Here is a 21,193-nt window from a genome sequence, read left to right on the forward strand (position 1 = left end):
GCTTCGTCACGGTGACGATTGCTGTTCAAACGCTTTTTCTCGCTTCGTCATGGTGACGATTGCCGTCCAAACGCTTTTTAGAGCTTCGTCACGGTGACGATTGCCGTCCAAACGCTTTTTCTCGCTTCGTCACGATGACGATTGCCGTCCAAACGCTTTTTCGAGCTTCGTCACGGTGACGATTGCTGTTCAAACGCTTTTTCTCGCTTCGTCATGATGACGAACGCCGTCCAAACACTTTTTCGAGCTTCGTCAAAATGACGATTGCCGTCCAAACACTTTGTCTTGATTCGTCATGATGACGAAAGCCGACCAAGCGCTTTTTCTCTATTCGTCATGATGACGAACGCCGTCCAAATGCTTTTTCTTGATTCGTCATGGTGACGATTGCCGTCCAAACGCTTTTTCTTGATTCGTCAAAATGCGCTTTCACGCAAAAATAATTTCAGGCTTTAAAAGAACGCCTTTTTCCTCAAAAACTTTTTTTTGCACCGTCTCAACCAAAGCGCGAATGTCCGCCGCAGCCGCCTTTCCGTCAGGATTTATTATAAAATTCGCGTGCCAAGGAGCAATCTGCGCGCCGCCAGCCGAAAAGCCTTTTAGTCCGCACTCGTCAATCAGCTTTCCGGCGACAATCCCCTTCTCAGGCTCGTTCTTAAAAGCCGAACCCGCGCTCGCCGCCCTAAAATGCCCCATAGACACCCGTTTTTGCCGCACATTTTCCGAAAGTCCGCCGTCAAAACCGTCTTTTACCTTGAATTCAGCCGAGAGAATTATTTTTTTCTCATTTTTATCATGCGGGGGAAAAGTCCCCCTCGCTCCAACCGCTCCGGTCTCGCAAGGCTCAACCTGCGCGTTTTCCGCTACCCCCTTCAACGGGGGCAAATCCCCCGTAACGCCCCCTTCTTGCTTTTCTTTTAAAGGCTGGAAAGGCGATTTTTTATAGTCCCAGTCTTTTTCTTCAGTTTTATAAGTCAAAATCTCGTTTTTTTGAGCGTCAAAATATCTTACGCTTAAAAGCCTGTCCGAAGTTGCAAGTCCAAAGCAGCTTGCGTTCATAAAGACCGCGCCGCCGACTGTTCCGCTCAGCGCTGTAAAAGGCTCGAAGCCGCCGAGATTGTTTTTTTTGCAGAATCCAAGAACGCTGCCCCAGCTTGCGCCAGCCGGGCAAAGAATTCGCTTAGCTCCGCAAGCCTCGCTGTTTTCCAGCAAGCGGACCGGCTCAGCCGACTGAGCCGACTCTGCCGGCTCTTCCAAGCCGATTTTTCTTGTGCAGATTACAAGATTCATTCCTTCGTCCGGAAAAACCGTGTTGCTTCCGCCGCCGAGCAGATAAAAGTCAAGCCCGGCTTTTTCCGCGCTTTTCAATGCGAAAACAAGGCTTTCCGTGTCAAAAGGCTCGATGAAAAGTTTTGCGGGGCCGCCGACGCGCATTGTGCAGTGCTTTGCAAGGCTTTCGTTTTGCTTTGCTTCTCCGCGGAAATTTTTCGTATCATTGAAAAGAAGAGAAAATTGGCTTAAAATCATATGAAAATTATAATGAAATCGAGTTAGGGATTGTAGTGGCGCAGCGCGTTGTTTTGGGGCTGGCAGGGCTTTCAAAAACCGCTTCCCAAAACAATGGAGCGAGAGCGGAACCACGAAAAGCCCGACGGCGCAGCGCGCCGGAACTCCCGAAAAAATCATAAAAATATGGAGAGCAAACTGAAAACTGCCAAAAATAGTGTCAGTTTTCAGTTTTGAAAGTTTGCGTTGCAAACTTCCCCATCAACTGCGCATTCTAATTTCATTTGCGAATGCGCTTTAAAAGTCAAATCGAAAATTGAGATTTTCTCGTTGACTTTTTATAAGGAGAACAATATGGCGCTTAAACTTTTCAACACAATGGGAAAAAAGATTGAAGAATTTGTTCCAGTTGACCCGGATAAAAAATACGTGGGATTTTACGGCTGCGGCCCGACAGTTTACAATTACGCGCACATAGGAAACCTGCGCGCATACGTTTTTCTTGACATTCTCGACAAAACTCTGACCTATCTTGGCTACGACATCAAGCACGTTATGAACATCACCGACGTTGGACATTTGACTGGAGACGCTGACGACGGCGAGGACAAAATGGTTAAGACTGCCGAGGAGCGGCACCAGAGCGTTCTTGACGTTGCGAAATTCTACACTGACGCTTTTATGGCGGACATCGACGCGCTTAATATCCGCCACCCGGACGTTATCTGCAAGGCGACCGAGCATATTTCCGATATGATTGAGCTTATCAAGAAAATCGAGGCGAACGGACACACTTACACAGCGGGTGGAAATCTTTACTATGACATTTCAACTTATCCTGACTATGGAAAGCTCGCGAACTTGAACCTTGACGAGCTTAAAGCCGGAGCCGGAAGAAGAAAGGTTTCAATTATCGACGAGAACAAGCGGAATCCGGGCGACTTTGTGCTTTGGTTCACAAAATCTAAATTTGAAAACCAGGCGATGACTTGGGATTCTCCGTGGGGGAGAGGCTATCCGGGCTGGCATATCGAGTGCTCGGCGATGAGCATGAAATATCTCGGAAAGCACATCGACATTCACACTGGCGGTGTTGACCACATTCCAGTCCACCACACAAACGAGATTGCGCAGTCGGAAGGAAGCTTCACGCCGGAAGAAAGGGCTGAAGGTCCGTGGGTAAAATACTGGCTTCACAATGAATTTCTGGTAATCGAGGGCGGAAACAAGATGTCGAAGTCTTCTGGAAATTTTCTGCGCCTGCAGTCGCTTCTTGACAAAGGCTACGACGCGCTTGACTACAGATTCTTCCTTTTGGGCGGACACTACCGCAAGCAGATTTATTTTTCTTGGGACGCGATGGACGGAGCAAAAAACGGACGCGCGGCATTGAACGCGAGAGTCGCAAAGCTGATTCAAAAAGCGAACAGCGAGGAAAATCTCGGTCTTACAAAAGAAAACTACGCTGAAAAACTTTCATCTATTGCCGAAAAACTGCGCAAAGACGGTGAAAGCGAAAATCTTAAAAAGTTCCGCGAAGGCCTCGAAAACGACCTTTTGACTCCAGTTGCAATGGCCGCAATGCAGAAAGAATCAAACGGAAAAAGCCGCCCTGCAGTTGACTGCCTTGCCGATATTTTTACGATGGACAAAGTTCTCTCGCTCAAAGTGATTGAAAACGCGTTTGCCGAGCTTGAAAAGCAGACGGAAATCTCTTCAAAGGCAGATGACCACGCAGGCGACCCGGAAGCGGCGGAAATCACCGCGCTTGTTGAGGAGCGTACAGCGGCAAAAAAAGCGAAGGATTTCGCAAAAGCCGACCAAATTCGTAATGACCTTGCAGCCCGCGGAATTACGATTATAGACACTGCACAGGGACCAACCTGGAAACGAAATTAAAATAAATTGAAAATAAGATTTTTCTTATTTTTTCTGTAACTTTTTGAGGCAAAGATGATTTCTAATAATGTGGAAGCCAGTGAAAAACCGTTGAATGCTGCAAACTCCGCGGATTTTCGCCGCATTTACAATGAAACTATGATTCTTCTCTTTAAGGTTTCGTGGCGTATTGTAAATGATGAAGATGCAGCGGAAGACATTGTTCACGACTCTTACATAAAGGCCAGCGAAAAAAAAATGTCGTTTCCTACAATGAACGATGCAAAATTCTGGCTTATAAGAGTAGTAAAAAATGCTTCGCTGAATTATGCGCTCCGCAAAAAAAGAGAAAGAACTGCTTATCAAAAGGCACTTTACGAAGACAGACGTCAACAGACTTCCGGCGAAACAGATTTGTTAAGGCAGGAAACTCAAAAAATTGCGCTTGCTGCTTTAGAAAAACTGCCTAAAACATTAAAAGAAGTGATTATTCTTCGTGAATACGGAGATTTAAATTATAAAGAAATCGGAAAAGTTTTGGGAATTACGGAAGGAAATGTAAAAATTCGCATGTTCCGTGCCCGAGAACAACTGGAAAAACTCATTGGAGGCGATGATGTCTACTTGTCCTGAAAAAGATCTTCATTCAATTTATCTCGATGGCGAACTCCCGGAAGAATTTTTAAAGGAATATGAAAACCATGTTGCAGGCTGTGAAAAATGTAAGGCCGAGCTCGAAAAACTCAGAAAGGTTTCTGTTCCTTTTAGAGAAGATGCTCTTTCTGTAAGACTTGACCAGACTTATCTTGAGCAGAGCTTTGAGCGCCTCCAGACAAAGATGCGTTTTAAGAAAACAACTGAGCGCTGCGAAAAATCATACATTGTTCGGCCATACATAAAGTGGGCGAGCGGTTTTGCGGCCGTCGCTGCGGTTTTCGCGGTTATTGTAACTCCTCTCAGTTTAAAATCAAATTCAAAAGAACAGAAAGAGCTTACTGCCATTGCCCGGACTCAGATAAAGCCGATCCAGGAAAGCAGGGTCGTAGTTGATGGAAATTTGGACAGCTTAAAAATTTCTACGGCTCTTAGTTCTGCCAAACAGGTTGAAGAAAAAATAGAAGCAAAAGAAGAAAACTCCGATTCACCGGTTCTCAATCCAAACCAAAAGGTTGTTTCGGCTACTAGCCTTGCTTCTAATTTGAACGACAGTTTTGACGATATTGATGTTTTTCGCCCGGACTTTAACAATTCGTCCGTCTCTGTTAGAATAGAAGTTCCACGTATGTACACTATTCCAATGAGGAAGGCAGAAAAAATTGAAAATCGCTGAAAAGTTTTCAGTTCTTTTTAGAAAATATCCTTTATTCAGAACTTGTTCGATAATTTTTGCAATTTTTTTTGTTCTTGTTTTTGTTTCTGTTGTAACATATCAGGCTAGAAAAATACCGCAAATTGATTCTATAACTCCGTCTGTAGGTTCTCCTGGCGATGTTATGGTAATTGCGGGGCGAAATTTCGGCAGCTTAAAAAAATCTTCTGACTTTGTAGAAGTCGGCGGTTCAAGAATTACGGCTTCTGGTTTTCTTGAATGGACAGACGAGCACATAAAGCTCGTTTTACCGTCAAATGTTCAAGATGGGCTTGTAATTGTTTCAACAAAAGCAGGGCAGTCAAAACCTGGATTTTTTGCAAATGAAGCAGGAATCCCTGTTGAAGTTCCGCCAGATACAAAAACAATAATGCCTGTAATTTCTTCAGTTTCTCCAGAATCCGCTTTTGTAGGGCAGCTGATTGTTTTGAGCGGAACAAATTTTGGAACAGTCCGCAGCAATTCAAAAATTTTCTTTACGGCAAATTTACCGGAAAATTCAACCTCTTCCGATGATATTGCCTTTATCGAAGCTGCTGGCGAAGATTACGATTACGAATATTGGAGCGACAGCGAAATTCACGTAAGAGTTCCAAACGGCGCTGCCAGTGGAAATATTTACGTTCAGACAGAAAAAGGAACTAGCAATTATGCAGGCTTAAATTTAAAATCTACGCTCGGAACCAAAAAATATTCTGACAAAAAAACATACTTAATTCACTTAAACACAGATATAGACGACATAAATTCAAAATCAAATACGACTATTTCTCTGCACGTTCCGCGGCCTGTAAAAAACTCACGGCAGCCTTTTGTTCAGATGACGGAATGTACTCCTGAGCCGGTTTTTGAAAATTATCAGAACACGGTAATTCATCAAACAGAACTTTCTAAGGCATCTTCAAAAAAAATTACTTTTACTCATAGTTTTGTTGTTGAAGATTACGCGGTTCAAACCAAGGTTAACGCAAAAAATGTAAAACCTTTTGCAGCAAAATCTCGCGTTCTTTACACGGCATTTACAAAACCGGATGAAGTTATTGCTTCGGAAGATGAAGATTTTGCCGGCCTTGCAAAAAAAATCGTCAAAAAAGAAACTAATCCGTATTTTCAGGCAAAAATGATTTACGAATATATGCTTGAAAATTTTGCGGTTACAAAAAAACTCAGAAAATCAGGCTCAGATGTAAAAGACTTGCTCGAAGACAAAAAAGGCGATTCTTATGATTTTGCAATTGTCTACACGACGCTTTTGCGCGCCTTGAAAATTCCATGTCTTCCTGTTGCAGGAATTCTTGTTGATTCTGAAATGCAGGCTTTTTCGCACTGGTGGAGCGAATTTTACATAGAAAATTTTGGCTGGGTTCCGGTCGATATTGCTCTTGGTTCTGGGCTTGAATACAAATCGTTCAAAAATGTTGAAGATCCTAAGACTTTCTATTTTGGCAATATCGACAGCCAGCATATTATTTTTTCACGCGGATACAACGAAGTTAAGCCGACACTTTCTGGCGGACACAGTGTAAGCCGCGATAGAACTTTCGCCGTTCAGTCAATTTGGGAAGAATCTTCTGCAGGAACTGTAAATTATAGTTCTCTGTGGAATGAACCGGTAATTGCCGGAGTATATTAAGAGCATCTTTAAAAATCTTTGTTTTTAGAGATTTTATAAAAAATTGTGGAGGACAAAATGTCTGTAAAAGTTTTGTCGGTTGGAGGCTCGATTGTAGCTCCTGAAGGACCTGATGTTGAATTCGTAAAAAAATTTGTTTCGCTCATTAAACAGTATCTTGCGGAACACAAAGAAGATAAGCTTATTTTTGTAGTCGGCGGTGGCGGACCGGCACGAATTTATCAAAATGCATTCCGCGCAGTAACAGAAACTTCTCCTGACAATTCAACAGAAGCGGCTGACTGGATTGGAATTATGGCAACAAGGCTCAATGCGCAGTTTGTAAAGGCAAGCTTTGGCGATTTGTGCCGAGAATCAGTTGTAACCGATCCGACTGTAGCAAAAGAATTTACAGGTTCAGTTTTGCTTGCGGCAGGATGGAAGCCAGGTTTTTCAACCGACAACGATGCAGTTCTTCTTGCAGAAAAATTCGGCGCAAAGACGGTCGTAAATTTAAGCAATATCGAAAAAGTCTACACAGACGACCCGCGCAAAAATCCGGACGCAACTCCAATCGACGAGATTTCATGGGCAGATTTTAGAAAAATTGTCGGCGACGAGTGGACTCCAGGCAAAAACTGTCCGTTTGACCCGATTGCTTCAAAAAAAGCGCAGTCGCTTGGTCTTACAGTAATTTGCGCCGGCGGAAAAAATCTTGAGAACATAAAGGCGATTCTCGAAGATAAAAATTACGTTGGAACAACAATCCGCGGATAAAAATCAAAAAATAGGGGCGACATTTTTCGTAAAAATGCCGCTTTTTTTTTGTCTGCGTTCTGCAATTCTTTATAACCGGCCGCTTTGGGTTCGCTAACGCTCATTGCCGGCACAGCCGTCAACTAAAGCCCGCCGTGTCCGGCGCAAGATGCGTTTTTTCGCATTAAAACTGTTCCAGTTTTGCTAAGAGAGCGTCCAGTTTTGTTCCATAGTTTTTGTCAGCTGCCCATGTTCCTGCAAGGTCAAATACCGAATATGCAAGTTTTGTCTTGTGAACCCAGTTGTATCGAGGATCTACAAGCGTTTTTTTTAGTTTTACGTCTTCTGTCGTTGCATAAGCCTGCAAATGCTGAATATGGGCGCGCACTCCTGTTTGCTGGTCTGGAAATTTTTCTCCTGGCTTAGAAGAATTAATTGCTCCTAAACCGCAGTAATTGTGCCAATCACTTTTTACAAGATTCCCAAATTTTAAAAATCCTGTTTCAAGGCACATCTGCACAAAGGCAACGTCGCTGTTAATTCCTTCAGTTTTTGCTTCCTGAATATAATCTTTTGCAAGGCTTTTTACTTTTTGCAGAGAAATATTTGGATTTTCCGAAAGAAAAAATTCAGCAAGCTGATTCTCATTTTTAATTCCGTCTGCAAGCAATTTTCTCGAGCAGGATTTTTCTTCTTTTATGCCTGGAGAAATACATGAAAAAAATACGGCTGAAAAGAAAAGGGATGTGATTCCCAAAAAAAGAAACTTAGAAATTTTACGTTTGAACATATTCAAGTATCGGAAAAAATTAAAAAATCCTGAAAAACTCAAAAAAAATGTGTAAAAGTTAATTTTCAGAGCCATATATATAGTAAAAGCAAAAATTTGGAGGAAAAATGAATTTAAAGCACTTTTTTAGAATGGTTTTGACAGTTTTATTTCTTAGTTCATTGACTGTTTTTGTTGCCTGTTTTCCGCTGTCGTGCCGTGTTACAGAAGAAGGAATAGAAATAATCTCGGCAGAAATGTCAGTTCCAAAAATTCTTTCTTTTTTTGTAGAAGACAGTTCGAGTCTTGTCATGGTTTGTTCAGAAAAAGTTTTGGTTCAAAATGTTCAGATAAAATCGGATGCTGGAGAATATATTGAAGGAAACACTGATGCTCAGTATTTTGATGACGGAAAAAGAATAAATTTCTTGCTAAAAGAGCCGACTGAGGTCGGAATGAATTATATTTTTAGCGGTTCAATAAAGGACAGTGCCGGAAACGAGCTAACATTCAGCTTGCCTTTTACAGGATTTAACGAAAAACCGGCAAGACTTGTTCTGTCAGAAATCCGTTCAAAACACAGTACGAGCAAAGGAATGTTAAAAAAATGCGAATTTGTCGAAGTTTATGTTCTAAAAGATGGAAGTACGGCCGGGCTTGAAATTGTTACAGGAAGCGACGGCGAAAGTAAAAAATATGTTTTTCCTGACATCAACGTAAAAAAAGGTGAATATATTGTAGTTCATTTTAGGACGTTAGACGAGGGCGAGTGCATCGACGAGCTGGGAGAAAATCTTTCTTTGAGCACAGGAACTGACAGTTCAAATTCGCGTGATTTATGGGTTGAAGGAAAAGAAAGCCGTATAAGCGACAGCGATATAATTGTAATTCGTGACAGTTGCCGTAATATACTGCAAGATGCAGTTTTATTCAGTGCCACAGGAAAACAATCGTGGTACTATGCCGGACAAAAATCTTTGGCGCTCGAAGCCTACGAAAGCGGAATTTGGAAAGACGGATATGAACCAAAAAATTCCGTAATAGCCGATGGAATCAGTCTTACAAGGACAATGTGCAGAATGAATATTGAAAAACTGACAGAAGAATATTCGCCTGAAAATGACATTGGCTCTCAAACAGTAATAGAAACCGGAACTGATGACTGGTCGCTAGTGGAAGGCGCAACTCCCGGAGCAAAAAACAGCGAAAAAAAATATGAAAAAACTAAGTGAACGAAATAACAAAAACGAAGATGAATTTTTTTTAGCAGAATAAAATTCTTTACAAAAATTCTCTTCTCGTGACAAAAAATTAAAAATTGTGCTACTATTGCGGTATGTCAGAATTATTAGCTCCAGCAGGAAATATTGAAGCTCTTGACGCCGCAATTGGTGAAGGAGCAGATGCTGTATATCTTGGGCTTAAGAGTTTTAATGCCCGTCTTCGTTCTTCAAATTTTGCGTGGAATCAGTTTGAAGCAACTGTAAATTCTCTTCATCGTCAAGGCAAAAAAATTTACGTGACTGTAAATACTGTCAGTCAGGAAGAAGAAACAGAAAGACTTTACCGTTTTTTAAGTTATCTCAACAAAATTGGTCCAGACGGTCTTATAGTTCAGGATTATGGTGTTTTAAGAATGTGCCAGGAGTTCTTCCCAAATCTCGAGCTGCATGGTTCAACTCAAATCAACGTTGAAAGCGCAGACGGTGTAAATTTGCTGCAAAATGCCGGGCTTTCTCGCGTCGTTGTTGCACGCGAACTTGGTCTCGAAGAAGTCCGCCAAATTAAGCAGAATACAACTTGCGAAATCGAGATGTTTGTTCACGGTGCTTTGTGCGTAAGTGAAAGCGGACTCTGTCTCTTTTCAAGTTTTCTCGGTGGAAAATCTGCAAACCGCGGAATGTGCACTCAAGCCTGCCGTCGTTTTTACACTGCCGAGACAGCTTCTGGTCAAAAACAGGGATATTATTTTTCTCCTGGCGACCTTCAGTTAATTGAAAAAATTCCAGATCTTATGGATATAGGCATTGAGTCTTTCAAAATTGAAGGACGAATGAAAAGCGCTGAATATGTTGGCGCTGTAACCGCCGCATATCGTTATCTTATGGATCATTATCAGGAAGATAGAAAAGGTGCTGTTGCCGCTGCAAAACGAATGTTGAGCACAGACTTTGCCCGTTCAAAAACAACTTACTGGTACAACTTTAAAACTAACGAAGAAGGTGTTGAAAAAGCCGGCAACGCAATCTTGAATCCAAACCAGGCCGGAGGAACAGGAATTTATCTTGGACGTATTTCGAAAATTCGTGCTGCAAGTGACGAAGCAAAGGAAAAGGCGCGTCTTGCCGCAGGTCCAAATGCCGATTTTGAAGACTGGCAGATTGTTATGGCTCAGCTTGCCGGTGGAAGTTACGATCCGGATCCGGGCGATTCAATTCGGCTCCACAAAAAGGACGATTCTGGGCGTGTAAGCCACAAGATTCGCTCAGTTGAATTTGACAGTGACGGTTCACGTTGGATTGATATTCCAAGAGGATTTAGCCGAGAAGATGAAGTTTATCTTTTGCAGACAAAATCTATGTCAAAGCATTATCCTCGCGTTCTTCCTCAAGACATAAGCCGTTTCCGCAGTCAGCCGGGAGATGAAATCCTTCCTGTTTTGGATTTAACGCCTGTTGCAAAGAACGAACTTTCTTACTTTCCAGAAGGTACTTACGTTCAAGTCAGCACAATTTCTGATATGTTCCAGATTCAGAGCATGTCTCCAGTTCGTGTAATTCTTGAACTCAATTTTGAGACTCAGATAGACCTTTTGGCTCACAAGACAGTACTTCCATTCTCTAAAAAGCAGATTATAATTTCGCTTAATCCGTATGTTCCTCAAGCTTCGGCTCAGGATCTCTCGGAAACTCTTGCTCAGCTCGTTGCAGACGGATTTAAAACTTTTATAGTAAATAACCTTGCCGAAATTCAAATGCTTAAAGGAAAGGGCGTAAATCTTATTGCAGGTCCTTATCTTTATACATTTAACCGGTGGGCTGTAAGCTGGCTTGAAAATCAAGATATTGGCGCTTTTATAACGCCTATTGAAAATAATCGCGAGAATATTCTCAACACTTTTGAACGCAATGTTCGTGACCGCCTTATGGTTACGGTGTATGCTTATCCGGCACTTTTCCGCATACGCTTTAGGCTTCCTGAAAGTTACGATTTTATGTACTTTTGGGACAAAAAAGAGATGCCGTTCAAAGTTCTTTCAAATCAGGACGGAACTGTCGTAATGCCAGAAAATCCGTTCAGTATTGCCGACAAGACAGCTCAGCTTCAAAAAGACGGATTCCGTCACATTTTGATTGACTTTAGCCGCACAAAAGTAACACGTGCCGAATGCAAAATGGTCGTAAACAGCATTATAAAATCTCAGCCGATTCCAGAAACAGGAAGATTCAACTGGAAAGACGGTTTTTATAATCCTGAAAAAATGGAAGCCTACAAAGCAGCCGCCGAAAGACAGAGCGCTGAAAAAGCAGAAATGGCTTCGTCAGGACGTTCTAACGGCTATGGCAAGGGCAACAGAAAAAACAGCAATTTTAATTCTTCATCGGTTTATGGAAAAAATGGCGGCGACAGAAGAAAAAAATCAAATTCTTTTTCTAAATATTCTTCTCGCGGACACGGAAAAAGATAATTTTTTTTCTAAAAGGGCGAATGTCGAGTTTTGAAAAAAACAGCTTGCAAACCTAACAAAGGTTTGCATTGCTGTGCTTGACACCGCGATGTTTGCATATAAAACTCGGGGTTGGCAATCTACTGGAATTTTTCAACGGATTATCGGGGCAAGCCCGATAATGAGTAAAAGTTAGAACTTGAAATTGAATCTAAAAACAATTTGCCTAAAAAAAATGAACGGAACTGTTCTAAAAGTTTTATAGCTTTTTTGAACAGTTCCGTTCCGTATAAATTTTCAACCTTTATTCTAAGAATTGGTCAAAAATCCATACTTTACACTTTACGGCGCGGCGCTTTTGTTAAAAAACACTTTCTTCTTGAGCAAGTCCTTGCGCTGCAATTTCTAGATTTCGTTTTTCATCATCGGCATTTTCGTCTGATTTTACATTGCTTTTTTTCATCGGCTTAAAATCAACGTGTTCCGCCACAATAAAAACTTTCGAGTGGTTTTTGCCGTTTTCATCTTTCCACCGGTCTTGCTTCAAGCGCCCGACAATCCGCACTCCGCGCCCTTGCAAAGCGTATTTTGCCATAAGCGCGCTGAATTTTTCGCCCCAGGTTTCTACTTCGTAAAAACCGACCTCATCGACATCTTTGCCAGAACTGTCTTTGTAAAAATGATTTACGGCAATCGGAACGCTTGTTACTTTTGTTCCTCTCGGTGTTTCTTTGTGAGTTGGCGCACGAACAATGTTGCCTTCAATAATAATCTGATTCATTGCATTCATAAGAATCTCCTGTAAAAAAGTGTTTCCGGCCGGCATGGGCAAAACCCAAAACTGTGTACACTTATATATTTGCAATGAATGTCAACATTTACACATTTTTTTGAGAAAATTATAATTTTTTTTTAGTTTTTTTATTGGGCGGCTTTTTACTCCGCTTTGCTGTGTAAAAATCGGGCTGTCCGTGGCTGCCGGTGCTTTGCACACGCTTTGCGTCCACTACCATCCCTGCCGCAAATTCCGGCTTTAAAATTTCAATAAACTTAAAAACTATGCCGGAAGATTTTTTACGAGCTTAACAATATAAAGCTGAATATACATAAGCATTGCATCGGTTTCGCCAATTTTCTGCAAAGCCGGTGTTTTTGCCAATGTGTCTGCAAGATTTTCAATCCGCTCTCTGTTAAATCCTTCGGAGCTTATATGCCTCAAAACTTTTCGCAGATAATCTCTAATCAAAGAATTTACGTCTTCGGTCAGATTATTGTGGGTTGCTTTTCCAATAAGTTTGTTCCACGTGCGCTCATAAGAATGAAGTTCTCTGTCTAATGTTGAGCTTGACGGAACTAGTTCTTCTTCCAGTTTACGGGCAGATTCTCTGAGAGCAACTTTTCTCGAAACCATTGATTTTTTTGAAAGAGCCATTTCCATTTTATCATGTTTGCTATTTTCCGCTTCCTGTTCTCGATAAAGCTGCGCAGAAGTTTTTTCTGTTTTTTGTTTTTTTGATTTTGGCGGACGCATTATCAGTCTCATAATCCACGAAACAACAGGAATTGTGTACCAGACAGGAAGGAGAATTTTTGTGTCGGTTAAAAGTTCCTGTCTGTTCATCAATAAAATTTCAGAATAAGGAATAAGCCTTCCGTTTTCAAAAAGCGAAATTCTTCCGCCTTCAAGTCCGGATTCGTCCTGCTGCATGTTTACTTCGTAATTTATAAGCGGCAAAAATGAAGATGTTAAGAGCGCGTACAAAACAGGCGACTGCACGGAAACTTCTTTTTCGAGCCGTTTTTCAAATGCTTTCTGGTCTTTCATTTCAGGTAAATCATCAAAATCCTTAAGGACTTTAAACCAGTTTTTGCGGATTGTTTCTCTGATTGTCGCGCGCGCGTCTGTGCAAAGTCTCATAATCAACGGCATAACTTTATTTTTGTAGATAAAATACGGCTGTTTATCGAGCTCAGTTTTAAATACAAGAATTTCAGGCAAATCATTTGACAGGCTTTCCGTCGTTTTTGTGTGAAGAAAATTTTTGAGCTCCTCTTCGCTGTATTGTCCCAAAAGCGGAACTCCGCTCGAACTCGTAAATTTTGCAATTGTTCCGAGCGTAAAATAATATGGAGGTTTTGAAAGTTGCTGCTCAAGATTTTTGAATGCAGTTTCCTTTTTTGAATTTTCCTGAGCGCGTGTTTTGTAGTAGTTTGCTATGATTTCGAGAATATAAACTGCATGCAGAATTCCAACATCTTCTGCCGTGTAATCCTTTACTTTTTCGTAATCCTGGCGGATAAAAAACAGAAGCTGCGTCAAAAAATAGAAAGAATCTTCTGGTTCCTTGAACATTGTCAAGGCATCTATACTTTGAACGAATTTGTTAAATATATTTTTGGCGGTCATTTCTTTTCCTGGATTAGAAACCGTCAATTTTTTTATAAAATAATCGTGATGTTCTTCTTTTGCAAGCATTGTGCGCAATTTTTGAACAGCACATTCTGCAAGAGTGTGAACAGAAACCAGCGAAGGAAGAAGAATTGACGGCATATCGTGAGGCATTGTAAGTCCGTACAGATATTTGTCAGAAAGTGTTTCTTTTGTCAAAAGTTCGTTTAGAAGTTCTGCTCCGGTTCTGCGCGTGATAATTTCCGACGGAATTTTTTTTGGAATGTCAGATTCCTGAGGAAATGGCGTCATTGGCTGAGCCAAAATTTCTTTGTAGCGCTGTGAAAATTTTTCGATAAAAAAAGCGATTACGATGATGATTTTTTTTTCGGCAGTAGGAGATAAAATTAAAACCTGATGGTTTGCAGACAGTTTTTCGAGCTCTTTTAAAAGAACGTTTGCAGTGTCTGTCATGTAATTTACAAGGGAAGGCTGCTCTTCAAGGTGATGCTCTGAGTAGCGTTTTAAATATTCTGTAAACTCCCCGAAGTCTATAGCGGCATTGTTCTGCCGGCCTGCAAAAAATTTTAGCAGGACAATAATTGAAGTAGTAGTAGCCATAGAAATATTCTATCAATTAATTTTGGTTTTGTCATTGCGGGCAAGGGGCCGTTAGCCGCGTAAGCGGTTCGGACGCGCGCAAGCGCGGCTGAACGGAAAAATTGCAGGGCAATTTTATAACGCAAGGACCCGGTCGTGCTTTGCACGATGCCCCCAGTTTTTTACATTTTTTGATTTTTAATTGAAACAAAAGTTTTTTGAGCATAAAATAAAAGTCAACTTTTAAATCTGACGATTTTGTGGAGATTAAAATGATTGCTGAAAGAATGAAAAATCTGCATCCTTATGTTCCTGGTGAACAGCCAAAGGACAGAAATTACATAAAACTCAATGCAAACGAAAATCCTTATCCGCCAAGTCCGCTTGTTGCAAAGGCTGTTGAAAAGGCGGCGAAAAAATATGCGAAAAAAATGGCGCTTTATCCGGATCCGGATTCCAACGAATTAAAAATGGCGATTGCTTCGATGCTCAACGATTGCGGCGGAGTTTTGGCCCATGCAAAGGTTTGTGGCGGCAAGAAAAATGGAAGCGGTGCGAAAGTTGAACCTTGTCCGGCTGATAAAATTCCTTTTACTGTTACGCCTGATATGATTTATGCAGGAAACGGTTCTGACGAAGTCTTGAGCTTTGTTTTTTATGCTTTTTTTGACAGCGACCGCAAGCTTGTTTTGCCGGAGCACACTTATTCTTTTTATCCGGTTTATGGCGGCTTTTACAATATTCCGCTTAAAAAAATCCCGCTCAACGGCGACTGGACTTTGAGTAAAGAAAAAATGCTCGAAGCTGCAAACGAAAATGATTCTTCGATTATTTTTGCAAATCCGAACGCTCCAACTTCTCTTGGACTTTCTCGCAGTGAAGTTCGTGAAATGATAAAATCTGCTCCAAAAGACAGAATTTTTGTCGTTGACGAGGCGTATGTGGATTTTGGCGGTGAAAGCTGCATTCCTCTTCTTGCTGAATTTGACAATCTTGTAATCGTACGGACTTTTTCAAAATCGCTTTGCGGCGCCGGTTTGAGGCTTGGCTATGTTGTCTCAAGCCCAGAACTTGTAAATTATATTACGACTGTAAAAAATTCGCTCAATCATTTTCCTGTTGATTTTATGGCTCAGCAGGCTGGAATTGCTGCTTGCCGCGACACTGGCTATTATGCTGAATGTGCAAAAAGTGTTGCTTTTGAGAGAGATGAATTTATCGACTTTTTGAGAGCGCTCGGCTGGTTTGTCCTCGACAGCCAGACGAATTTTGTTTTTTGTAAAAAAGACGGCATTTCGGGCGAAGATGCGTACAAAAAAATCAAACAGGAAGGAATTTTAGTCCGGCATTTTAACACGCCGGGAATTGAAGATTTTTTGAGAATTACAATCGGAACTCACGAGCAGATGAAGACTCTTTGCGCCGTAATGGAAAATATTTAAGGAGGCATGATAAAATTACATCCTTGTAATTTTATCATTACAGTTTGCTCAAGCGTTGCTTTCGCAAACTGTGATTCTCGCCATCCGTGGCTCGCCGCTAACGCAGAGTTTTATTTATAAGAAGATAAGATAAAAATTACTTCCGTGTAATTTTTTAAAGGAGATAAAAATGAAGATTTTAATAATTTCTGATGTACATGGAAATGTCGAAAATATTGAAAAACTTTCTGAACAGGCAAAAAATGCAGATCTTGTTTTTTTTGGCGGCGATTTTGCAAAATTTAACTGTCCAGAAACTGGAAAACCTGCGCTCGAAGCGCTTTTAAAAAACAGCGGCTCGATTTTTGCAGTTCTCGGCAACTGCGACGAGCCGGATTTTATTTCTGAAATTGAAGACGCGGATATTTGCGTTCAAAAAAGCATGGTTTTTAAGGACGGACTTGTAATAGCCGGTAGCGGCGGAGGTTCAAAATTTAGCGGTGATACTCCGTTTGAACGCACAGAAGATGAACTTGTTCAGGATTTTGATGTAATAAAAAATTCTCTTTCTCAAATTGCTGATGACGACGGAAAATGCAGCAGCCTTGTTTTGATTATGCATAATCCGCCTAAAGACACAAAAACGGATGTTATTCCGGGAGGTATTCACGTAGGAAGCCAAAAACTGCGCGAGTTTATCGAAAACGTGCAGCCTGTTCTTGTTGTGACAGGGCATATTCACGAAAGCGCAGGAATTGACAAGATAGGAGAGTCTACCGTCATAAATCCCGGCGCACTTATGGAAGGAAAGTATGCGCTTGCCGAACTTAAGAAAACAGCCGGAAAATGGGTTGTAAAGTCGGCAGAATTGTGCAGCCTTTAGAAAGTGTTATTTTTTGATTGTGCAAGACGGAAGCCGAAGTAATCGTAAACTTCGTTCGGGTCAAAACTGTAACGGTCGCCGGCGCAATTAAACGGGGTGTAAAGCGACCAGCTTCCGCCTCTGCTTACTCTTTGGCTTCCTGCATCCGGACCTGTCGCCCTTGTGCCTGCCTCAACCGATTTGTAATTTCCAAACCAATCCCAGACAAATTCTAGAACATTTCCGCTCATATCAAAAATTCCTGCTCCATTTGGATTTCCGCTTCCAGGTTTTGGTTTTGCTCTTGTTTCAAACGGAGTTCCTGCTGTTCCGACTGTATGTGTAAACGAAGCGTTGTTTGCTGTCCAGGCGACTTCGTCTTCTAAAACAGAAAGGTCGGTTTTACCGTTTTCATCGATTTGTCCGCTCAAAATGTCGCCTCCCTGAAAACCTGCTTTTGTTTTTCTTGCGGCATATTCCCATTCTTCTTCTGCGGGAAGCCTAAAACCGTCAGCGTTCCAGTTGCATTCACACAAATCTAATTTTGTCGTATCTGTTGCATCGCGTAAGATTTTGCCTTCAAACGAGTAGCATGGCGTCAAGCCGTAGATTTCTGAAAAAGCGTTGCACCAGATTGCTGCGTCATACCAGCTTATCATAGTGACAGGTTCGTATTTTCCCCAGAGTGTTGGCTGCGCGCCGCGTTTTCCACGGCTTCCTTCCTGTCCTGGATTTAAAAATTTATAGCCTTTTTCTTCTGCTGTTGTCCTGACCGAATACCAAAGGCTGTAAGTTGTTTCCGTTCGGTTTATAAAAAAGGGCGTGATCCATCTTTTTTCTGTAAAAGACTGGCTTCCGTCGCCAATCACGTAGACGTCATACATTTCGCCGTCTTTTGGACCTAGTTCAACCATGTCGAGATCTGCAAACGAAAACTCTTCTTCGTCCAAATTTTTCTCCGGTTCTTCATTTTCGGAAAGAGCAGTCTCTTTTGTTTTTAACGCTTCATTTTCCGCATAATCGGCTTCTTCGCAAAATCCAAGTCCTGTAAAAAAAGCCAGCAAAAAAACAGCAAAAATATTTTTTACACAAATTGATTTTTTCATATTTTTTCTCTCAATTTTTATTTTCGGCCTATTCTGTCTGTTTTTTGAGAAATATTGCAGTTTTTTGATGGTGGTGGTGGGATTTTTCCCCTGCCACAACGTTTTTTTTTCAGCAAAAGTCATTTAAGCCGAAACTATTTATTTTTCCAATGCCGTATTTTCTTTTTTATTTTTGACATAAAATTTATCAGAATAAAAGAACTCGTTGCTATTACAAAACAGCTTATGCATAGTACAATAAAACCTGTCCAGCTGTCGCTTTTGCTCCACGGAAGCCTTATATTCATTCCCCAAAAGCTTGTAATAAACGAAATCAGCATAAGTGCAATCGAAAAAACCGTCAGCTGCTTCATCGCCGCATTCATATTGTTTGAAATTACAGACGCAAAAGCATCCATTGTTCCGGTGATTGTCTGCGAATAAGTGTTTGCCATTTCCATCGCCTGCCTGTTGTCAATTTCAACGTCATCAAGCCAATCCTGATCTTCTTCATCAAATTTTATAATTTTAGTTTTTCGTATTTTTTCAAGCAAAAGCTGATTGCTTTTTAGCGAACTCGTAAAGTACATGAGCGATTTTTCGAGGTTGAAAAGCTGAATAAGCTCATTGTTTTCGATTGATTCCTGCAATTCCTGCTGGATCGAATTTGTGCTTCTGTTAATTTCTTTCAAATATCGCAAAAACATCGTATCCGCGCGGCTCAAAATTCTCGTAATAAACGCTGGAAAATCAGCAATGTTCAGGTCTTTAATCCTGTTTGCGCTCAAATCCTTCAAAACTTCGCAGTCAGTCCAGCAGAGAGTTATAATCGTGTTCTGAAAAATAATTGCGCCCATCGGAGCGGTATGGTAACGGACTTCAGAATTCGGCAAGTAAACTGGCAGCCTCATAATTGTAAGCACATAGCCTTCGCCTTGCTCAATGCGCGGCAATTCGTCCGGGTCGAGAGAGTCAATAACATGGTCATGGTCGAGATTGTAAGTTTTTTCAAGAATCGAAATTTCTTTTGAATTTACGTTTCTTGCGTCAACCCAAACCCTTTCATCTTGATTTAATTCGTTTCTGTCTTTTTTTACAAAAATTCCGTTTTCTTGCTGCCAATAACTAATCATTTTCTTAAAACCAAATCAAACGATTTTAGCACGAATCTTAACAATCGGGCAACTTTCGCATTTTTTTAAGCAGATAATTTACAGAAAACTAATTTTTAGCGGGGCCATTTTTGCTTCGCAAAAACCGGGTGCTTCATGGTTCCATTGCAAAACTTCGTTTTGCAACGTGCTTTGCACGCCATTACGCCCCCTTGTCCATTTTTTTTGTTTTTCTTCAAAAAAAATTGTCGTTTTTTAATGTTTAGAGACAATTAAATATGAGAAGGCATGGTAAAAGCCACAGTTTGTCCAAGCGTTGCTTGCGAAAACTGTAATTCTCGCCATCCGTGGCTCGCCGCTAACGCGGAGTTTAATAAGGAGAGTGTGAATAAAAACTTTGTCTGAGATAGCGTCAAAGCTTTTATTCACAAGTTTGCGTTGCAAACTTTCTTATCATCTTTTGTTTCTCGCTTTCGTTGCGAAACAGCTTAAAAAGTCAATTCTAAAACTGAAGTTTTAATCTTGACTTTTTATGGGAGATTAAAATGAAAAATTTAACTTATCCGTCAGTTACAGAAATTTCGGACTTAATATTGCAGCGTGTTTACGAAAAAAATGGGAAAATTGAATCGTTTTGCTGGAAAAACGGTATCTGCTCTTTTTCGTTTTATGGTTGCCGCCCGGACGAAATTATTTTCGATAAGGCTTGTTCTGTTTCTTATTCTTCAAAATCGCAGACTTTTGCGGCAAGTTTTCAGGTTAAAAACGAGTTTACAAGTTTTTACGAAGATTCTTTTTCTCAAAAAGAATTTAAATCTCTGCTTCAAAATGTGCTTGAAACTTCTGGTGCAAAAATTCAATTTGATTTTTCAGAACAGAATTCCCAGATTCTAAAATTTTTTATAAGCGGCCCAACTTTCCGGCAGACTTTAAAATCCTGCGAGTATTGCGAAAATATTGCATTTTGGCATGCAGATTCGCTTTCTATCATTCCAAAAGGAAACGGATTTTTTATAACAATTGGTTTTGAAAAAGGAATTGTTGCTTCGTCGTCTTTGCTCTCGCTTTTTTGTTCTTATTCAAAAATTTTCTATTCAAGATCTTTTTTATTGCCGTTTTTTTCGGATTTTATTCCAGAAGAAAATTATTCGCCTTTTATACGAAACGATTTTCCAAAAGAAACCGCACAAAATCTTTAAAGAAAAGCGAGATAAAAATATATCTGTGAAGTTTTTTATCTCATAAAGCACAAAGTTTTTTATATCTCGTCGTCCTTGACGATTTTTATTACCGCAGTTTGTTCGCTTTCGCAAACTGTGATTCTCGCTCCGTGCTCGCCACTAACGCGGAGTTTTTGCAAGGGGAATTTATGAAAAAATTACAACAGGCATTTCTTATGAATTTTATATTTCTTTTTTCTTGTATGTTTTTGTATGCAAAAAGTCCATACAGATTTCTTGATTACAATATAGAAAAAACTCCGGAAAATAAAATTGCCTTTTTTAAGATTGAAAATCTTTCTTCAAAAACAATATCATCTGTTGAAATTTCGTTTTTGGTCTGTACTCAAGAGCAGATTGATTCTTACGAATATGCCGAAGAATTTTTATTTCAAATTATGGAAGAAATCGAGCCAGCGCAATCAAAAAAGATAAAAGTCGTTTTAGATTTCAACTTCATAGAAGAAACGGAAGATGCTTTTTATATCGAAAACCTTTATTTACGGCGGGTGTTTTTTATCGATAAAACTTGCTGGAAAGATTTAACAGGAGCATATTCCGAGTATCGTTAAAAAATCAAAAAAAAGAGAAAAAAAATCAAAAAGAGCGCTTGACACAAGACAGACATGAATGATATATTCTTTCTCACGCCGCGCTGAGGCGGCGGTCTCCCGCAAGGGCAGGCAAAAAAGCCTCAGAAAAAAAATAAAAAAAATTAACAGAAGCGCTTGACAAAGCCGTCGGACTTGTGTTAACATCATTTTCACCGCCGTCAAGGACGGCCGGTGCGGGTTCTTTGAAAAGAAAAATCAGTGAAGGAAAAGGAAAGACAAGACAGCAGGGCGGGGATGGAAAATTTCCGCCCGGCGGAGAAGTTTTTCGAGTACAAAAACGAAATGCCGGCGGGGCCGCGGAAGGCGGCCCTGCGAAAGAAGGCCGGGGCGGAA

The 21,193-nt window shown here is 40.7% G+C and carries 17 protein-coding genes; 11 read left to right on the plus strand and 6 right to left on the minus strand.

The window, feature by feature from the left end:
- Window positions 1-429: 429 nt before the first annotated feature.
- Entirely contained in the window at window positions 430-1,527 is a 1,098-nt protein-coding gene (locus B4N75_RS05300; protein ID WP_296693641.1) for a UDP-N-acetylmuramate dehydrogenase, read from the minus strand.
- Window positions 1,528-1,860: 333 nt separating this feature from the next.
- On the opposite strand from B4N75_RS05300, the gene cysS reads away from it, so the two are divergent.
- Genes cysS through pyrH form a run of 5 tightly spaced genes read left to right on the plus strand, consistent with a single transcriptional unit; the run spans window position 1,861 to window position 7,142 of the window.
- The gene (gene cysS / locus B4N75_RS05305; protein ID WP_296693646.1) at window positions 1,861-3,405 is read left to right on the plus strand and encodes a cysteine--tRNA ligase; all 1,545 of its coding nucleotides are present in this window, start codon (window positions 1,861-1,863) and stop codon (window positions 3,403-3,405) included.
- A 54-nt stretch (window positions 3,406-3,459) separates the two neighbouring features.
- Window positions 3,460-4,017 (plus strand): RNA polymerase sigma factor, encoded by a 558-nt coding sequence (locus tag B4N75_RS05310; RefSeq protein WP_288585961.1) that lies wholly within the window; start codon window positions 3,460-3,462, stop codon window positions 4,015-4,017.
- Window positions 3,998-4,714, plus strand: coding sequence for an anti-sigma factor family protein (locus B4N75_RS05315; protein WP_296667790.1), 717 nt, complete (start codon window positions 3,998-4,000; stop codon window positions 4,712-4,714). The genes B4N75_RS05310 and B4N75_RS05315 overlap by 20 nt, the downstream gene beginning before the upstream one ends.
- Window positions 4,701-6,386: a transglutaminase domain-containing protein gene (locus B4N75_RS05320; RefSeq protein ID WP_296024039.1), complete on the plus strand. Its 1,686-nt coding sequence runs from the start codon at window positions 4,701-4,703 to the stop codon at window positions 6,384-6,386. Before B4N75_RS05315 ends, B4N75_RS05320 begins: the two co-directional genes overlap by 14 nt.
- Window positions 6,387-6,443: 57 nt before the next feature.
- A complete protein-coding gene (gene pyrH / locus B4N75_RS05325; RefSeq protein WP_296024035.1) occupies window positions 6,444-7,142 on the plus strand; it encodes a UMP kinase in 699 nt (232 codons plus the stop codon).
- 163 nt (window positions 7,143-7,305) lie between these two features.
- Here the strand turns inward: pyrH and B4N75_RS05330 are convergent, their stop codons facing one another.
- On the minus strand, window positions 7,306-7,911 hold the full coding sequence (locus B4N75_RS05330; protein WP_296024031.1) for a glucosaminidase domain-containing protein: 606 nt from the start codon (window positions 7,909-7,911) through the stop codon (window positions 7,306-7,308).
- Between the two features lie 107 nt (window positions 7,912-8,018).
- Here B4N75_RS05330 and B4N75_RS05335 point away from each other — a divergent pair, with 107 nt between their 5' ends.
- Both B4N75_RS05335 and B4N75_RS05340 read left to right on the plus strand, forming a co-directional pair.
- Window positions 8,019-9,122, plus strand: coding sequence for a hypothetical protein (locus tag B4N75_RS05335; protein WP_296706792.1), 1,104 nt, complete (start codon window positions 8,019-8,021; stop codon window positions 9,120-9,122).
- A gap of 104 nt (window positions 9,123-9,226) precedes the next feature.
- Complete coding sequence (locus B4N75_RS05340) at window positions 9,227-11,578, plus strand: peptidase U32 family protein (RefSeq protein WP_296667783.1); 2,352 nt, start codon at window positions 9,227-9,229, stop codon at window positions 11,576-11,578.
- A 340-nt stretch (window positions 11,579-11,918) separates the two neighbouring features.
- On the opposite strand, the gene B4N75_RS05345 is transcribed toward B4N75_RS05340, so the two are convergent.
- Window positions 11,919-12,347, minus strand: a complete 429-nt coding sequence (locus tag B4N75_RS05345) for a single-stranded DNA-binding protein (protein ID WP_296024023.1) — start codon at window positions 12,345-12,347, stop codon at window positions 11,919-11,921.
- Window positions 12,348-12,614: 267 nt separating this feature from the next.
- Entirely contained in the window at window positions 12,615-14,567 is a 1,953-nt protein-coding gene (locus B4N75_RS05350) for a hypothetical protein (RefSeq protein ID WP_296024019.1), read from the minus strand.
- Between the two features lie 251 nt (window positions 14,568-14,818).
- Here B4N75_RS05350 and hisC point away from each other — a divergent pair, with 251 nt between their 5' ends.
- A complete protein-coding gene (hisC, locus tag B4N75_RS05355) occupies window positions 14,819-15,988 on the plus strand; it encodes a histidinol-phosphate transaminase (protein WP_296667780.1) in 1,170 nt (389 codons plus the stop codon).
- 169 nt (window positions 15,989-16,157) lie between these two features.
- Window positions 16,158-16,850 (plus strand): metallophosphoesterase family protein, encoded by a 693-nt coding sequence (locus B4N75_RS05360; protein WP_296667778.1) that lies wholly within the window; start codon window positions 16,158-16,160, stop codon window positions 16,848-16,850.
- Here B4N75_RS05360 and B4N75_RS05365 read toward each other — a convergent pair.
- Entirely contained in the window at window positions 16,847-17,935 is a 1,089-nt protein-coding gene (locus tag B4N75_RS05365) for a formylglycine-generating enzyme family protein (protein ID WP_296667776.1), read from the minus strand. The two genes, B4N75_RS05360 and B4N75_RS05365, sit on opposite strands and share 4 nt — an antisense overlap.
- A 134-nt stretch (window positions 17,936-18,069) precedes the next feature.
- Window positions 18,070-19,047: a magnesium transporter CorA family protein gene (locus B4N75_RS05370; protein ID WP_296024005.1), complete on the minus strand. Its 978-nt coding sequence runs from the start codon at window positions 19,045-19,047 to the stop codon at window positions 18,070-18,072.
- 524 nt (window positions 19,048-19,571) lie between these two features.
- Here B4N75_RS05370 and B4N75_RS05375 point away from each other — a divergent pair.
- Both B4N75_RS05375 and B4N75_RS05380 read left to right on the plus strand, forming a co-directional pair.
- Window positions 19,572-20,225 (plus strand): hypothetical protein, encoded by a 654-nt coding sequence (locus B4N75_RS05375; RefSeq protein ID WP_296706794.1) that lies wholly within the window; start codon window positions 19,572-19,574, stop codon window positions 20,223-20,225.
- Window positions 20,226-20,395: 170 nt separating this feature from the next.
- Window positions 20,396-20,818 carry a hypothetical protein gene (locus tag B4N75_RS05380; protein ID WP_296706795.1) on the plus strand — a complete coding sequence of 141 codons (423 nt, stop codon included), beginning with the start codon at window positions 20,396-20,398 and terminating at the stop codon, window positions 20,816-20,818.
- The last annotated feature ends 375 nt before the right edge of the window (window positions 20,819-21,193 follow it).

The organism is Treponema sp. UBA7570, assembly GCA_002477955.1.
Classification (GTDB): domain Bacteria; phylum Spirochaetota; class Spirochaetia; order Treponematales; family Treponemataceae; genus Treponema_D.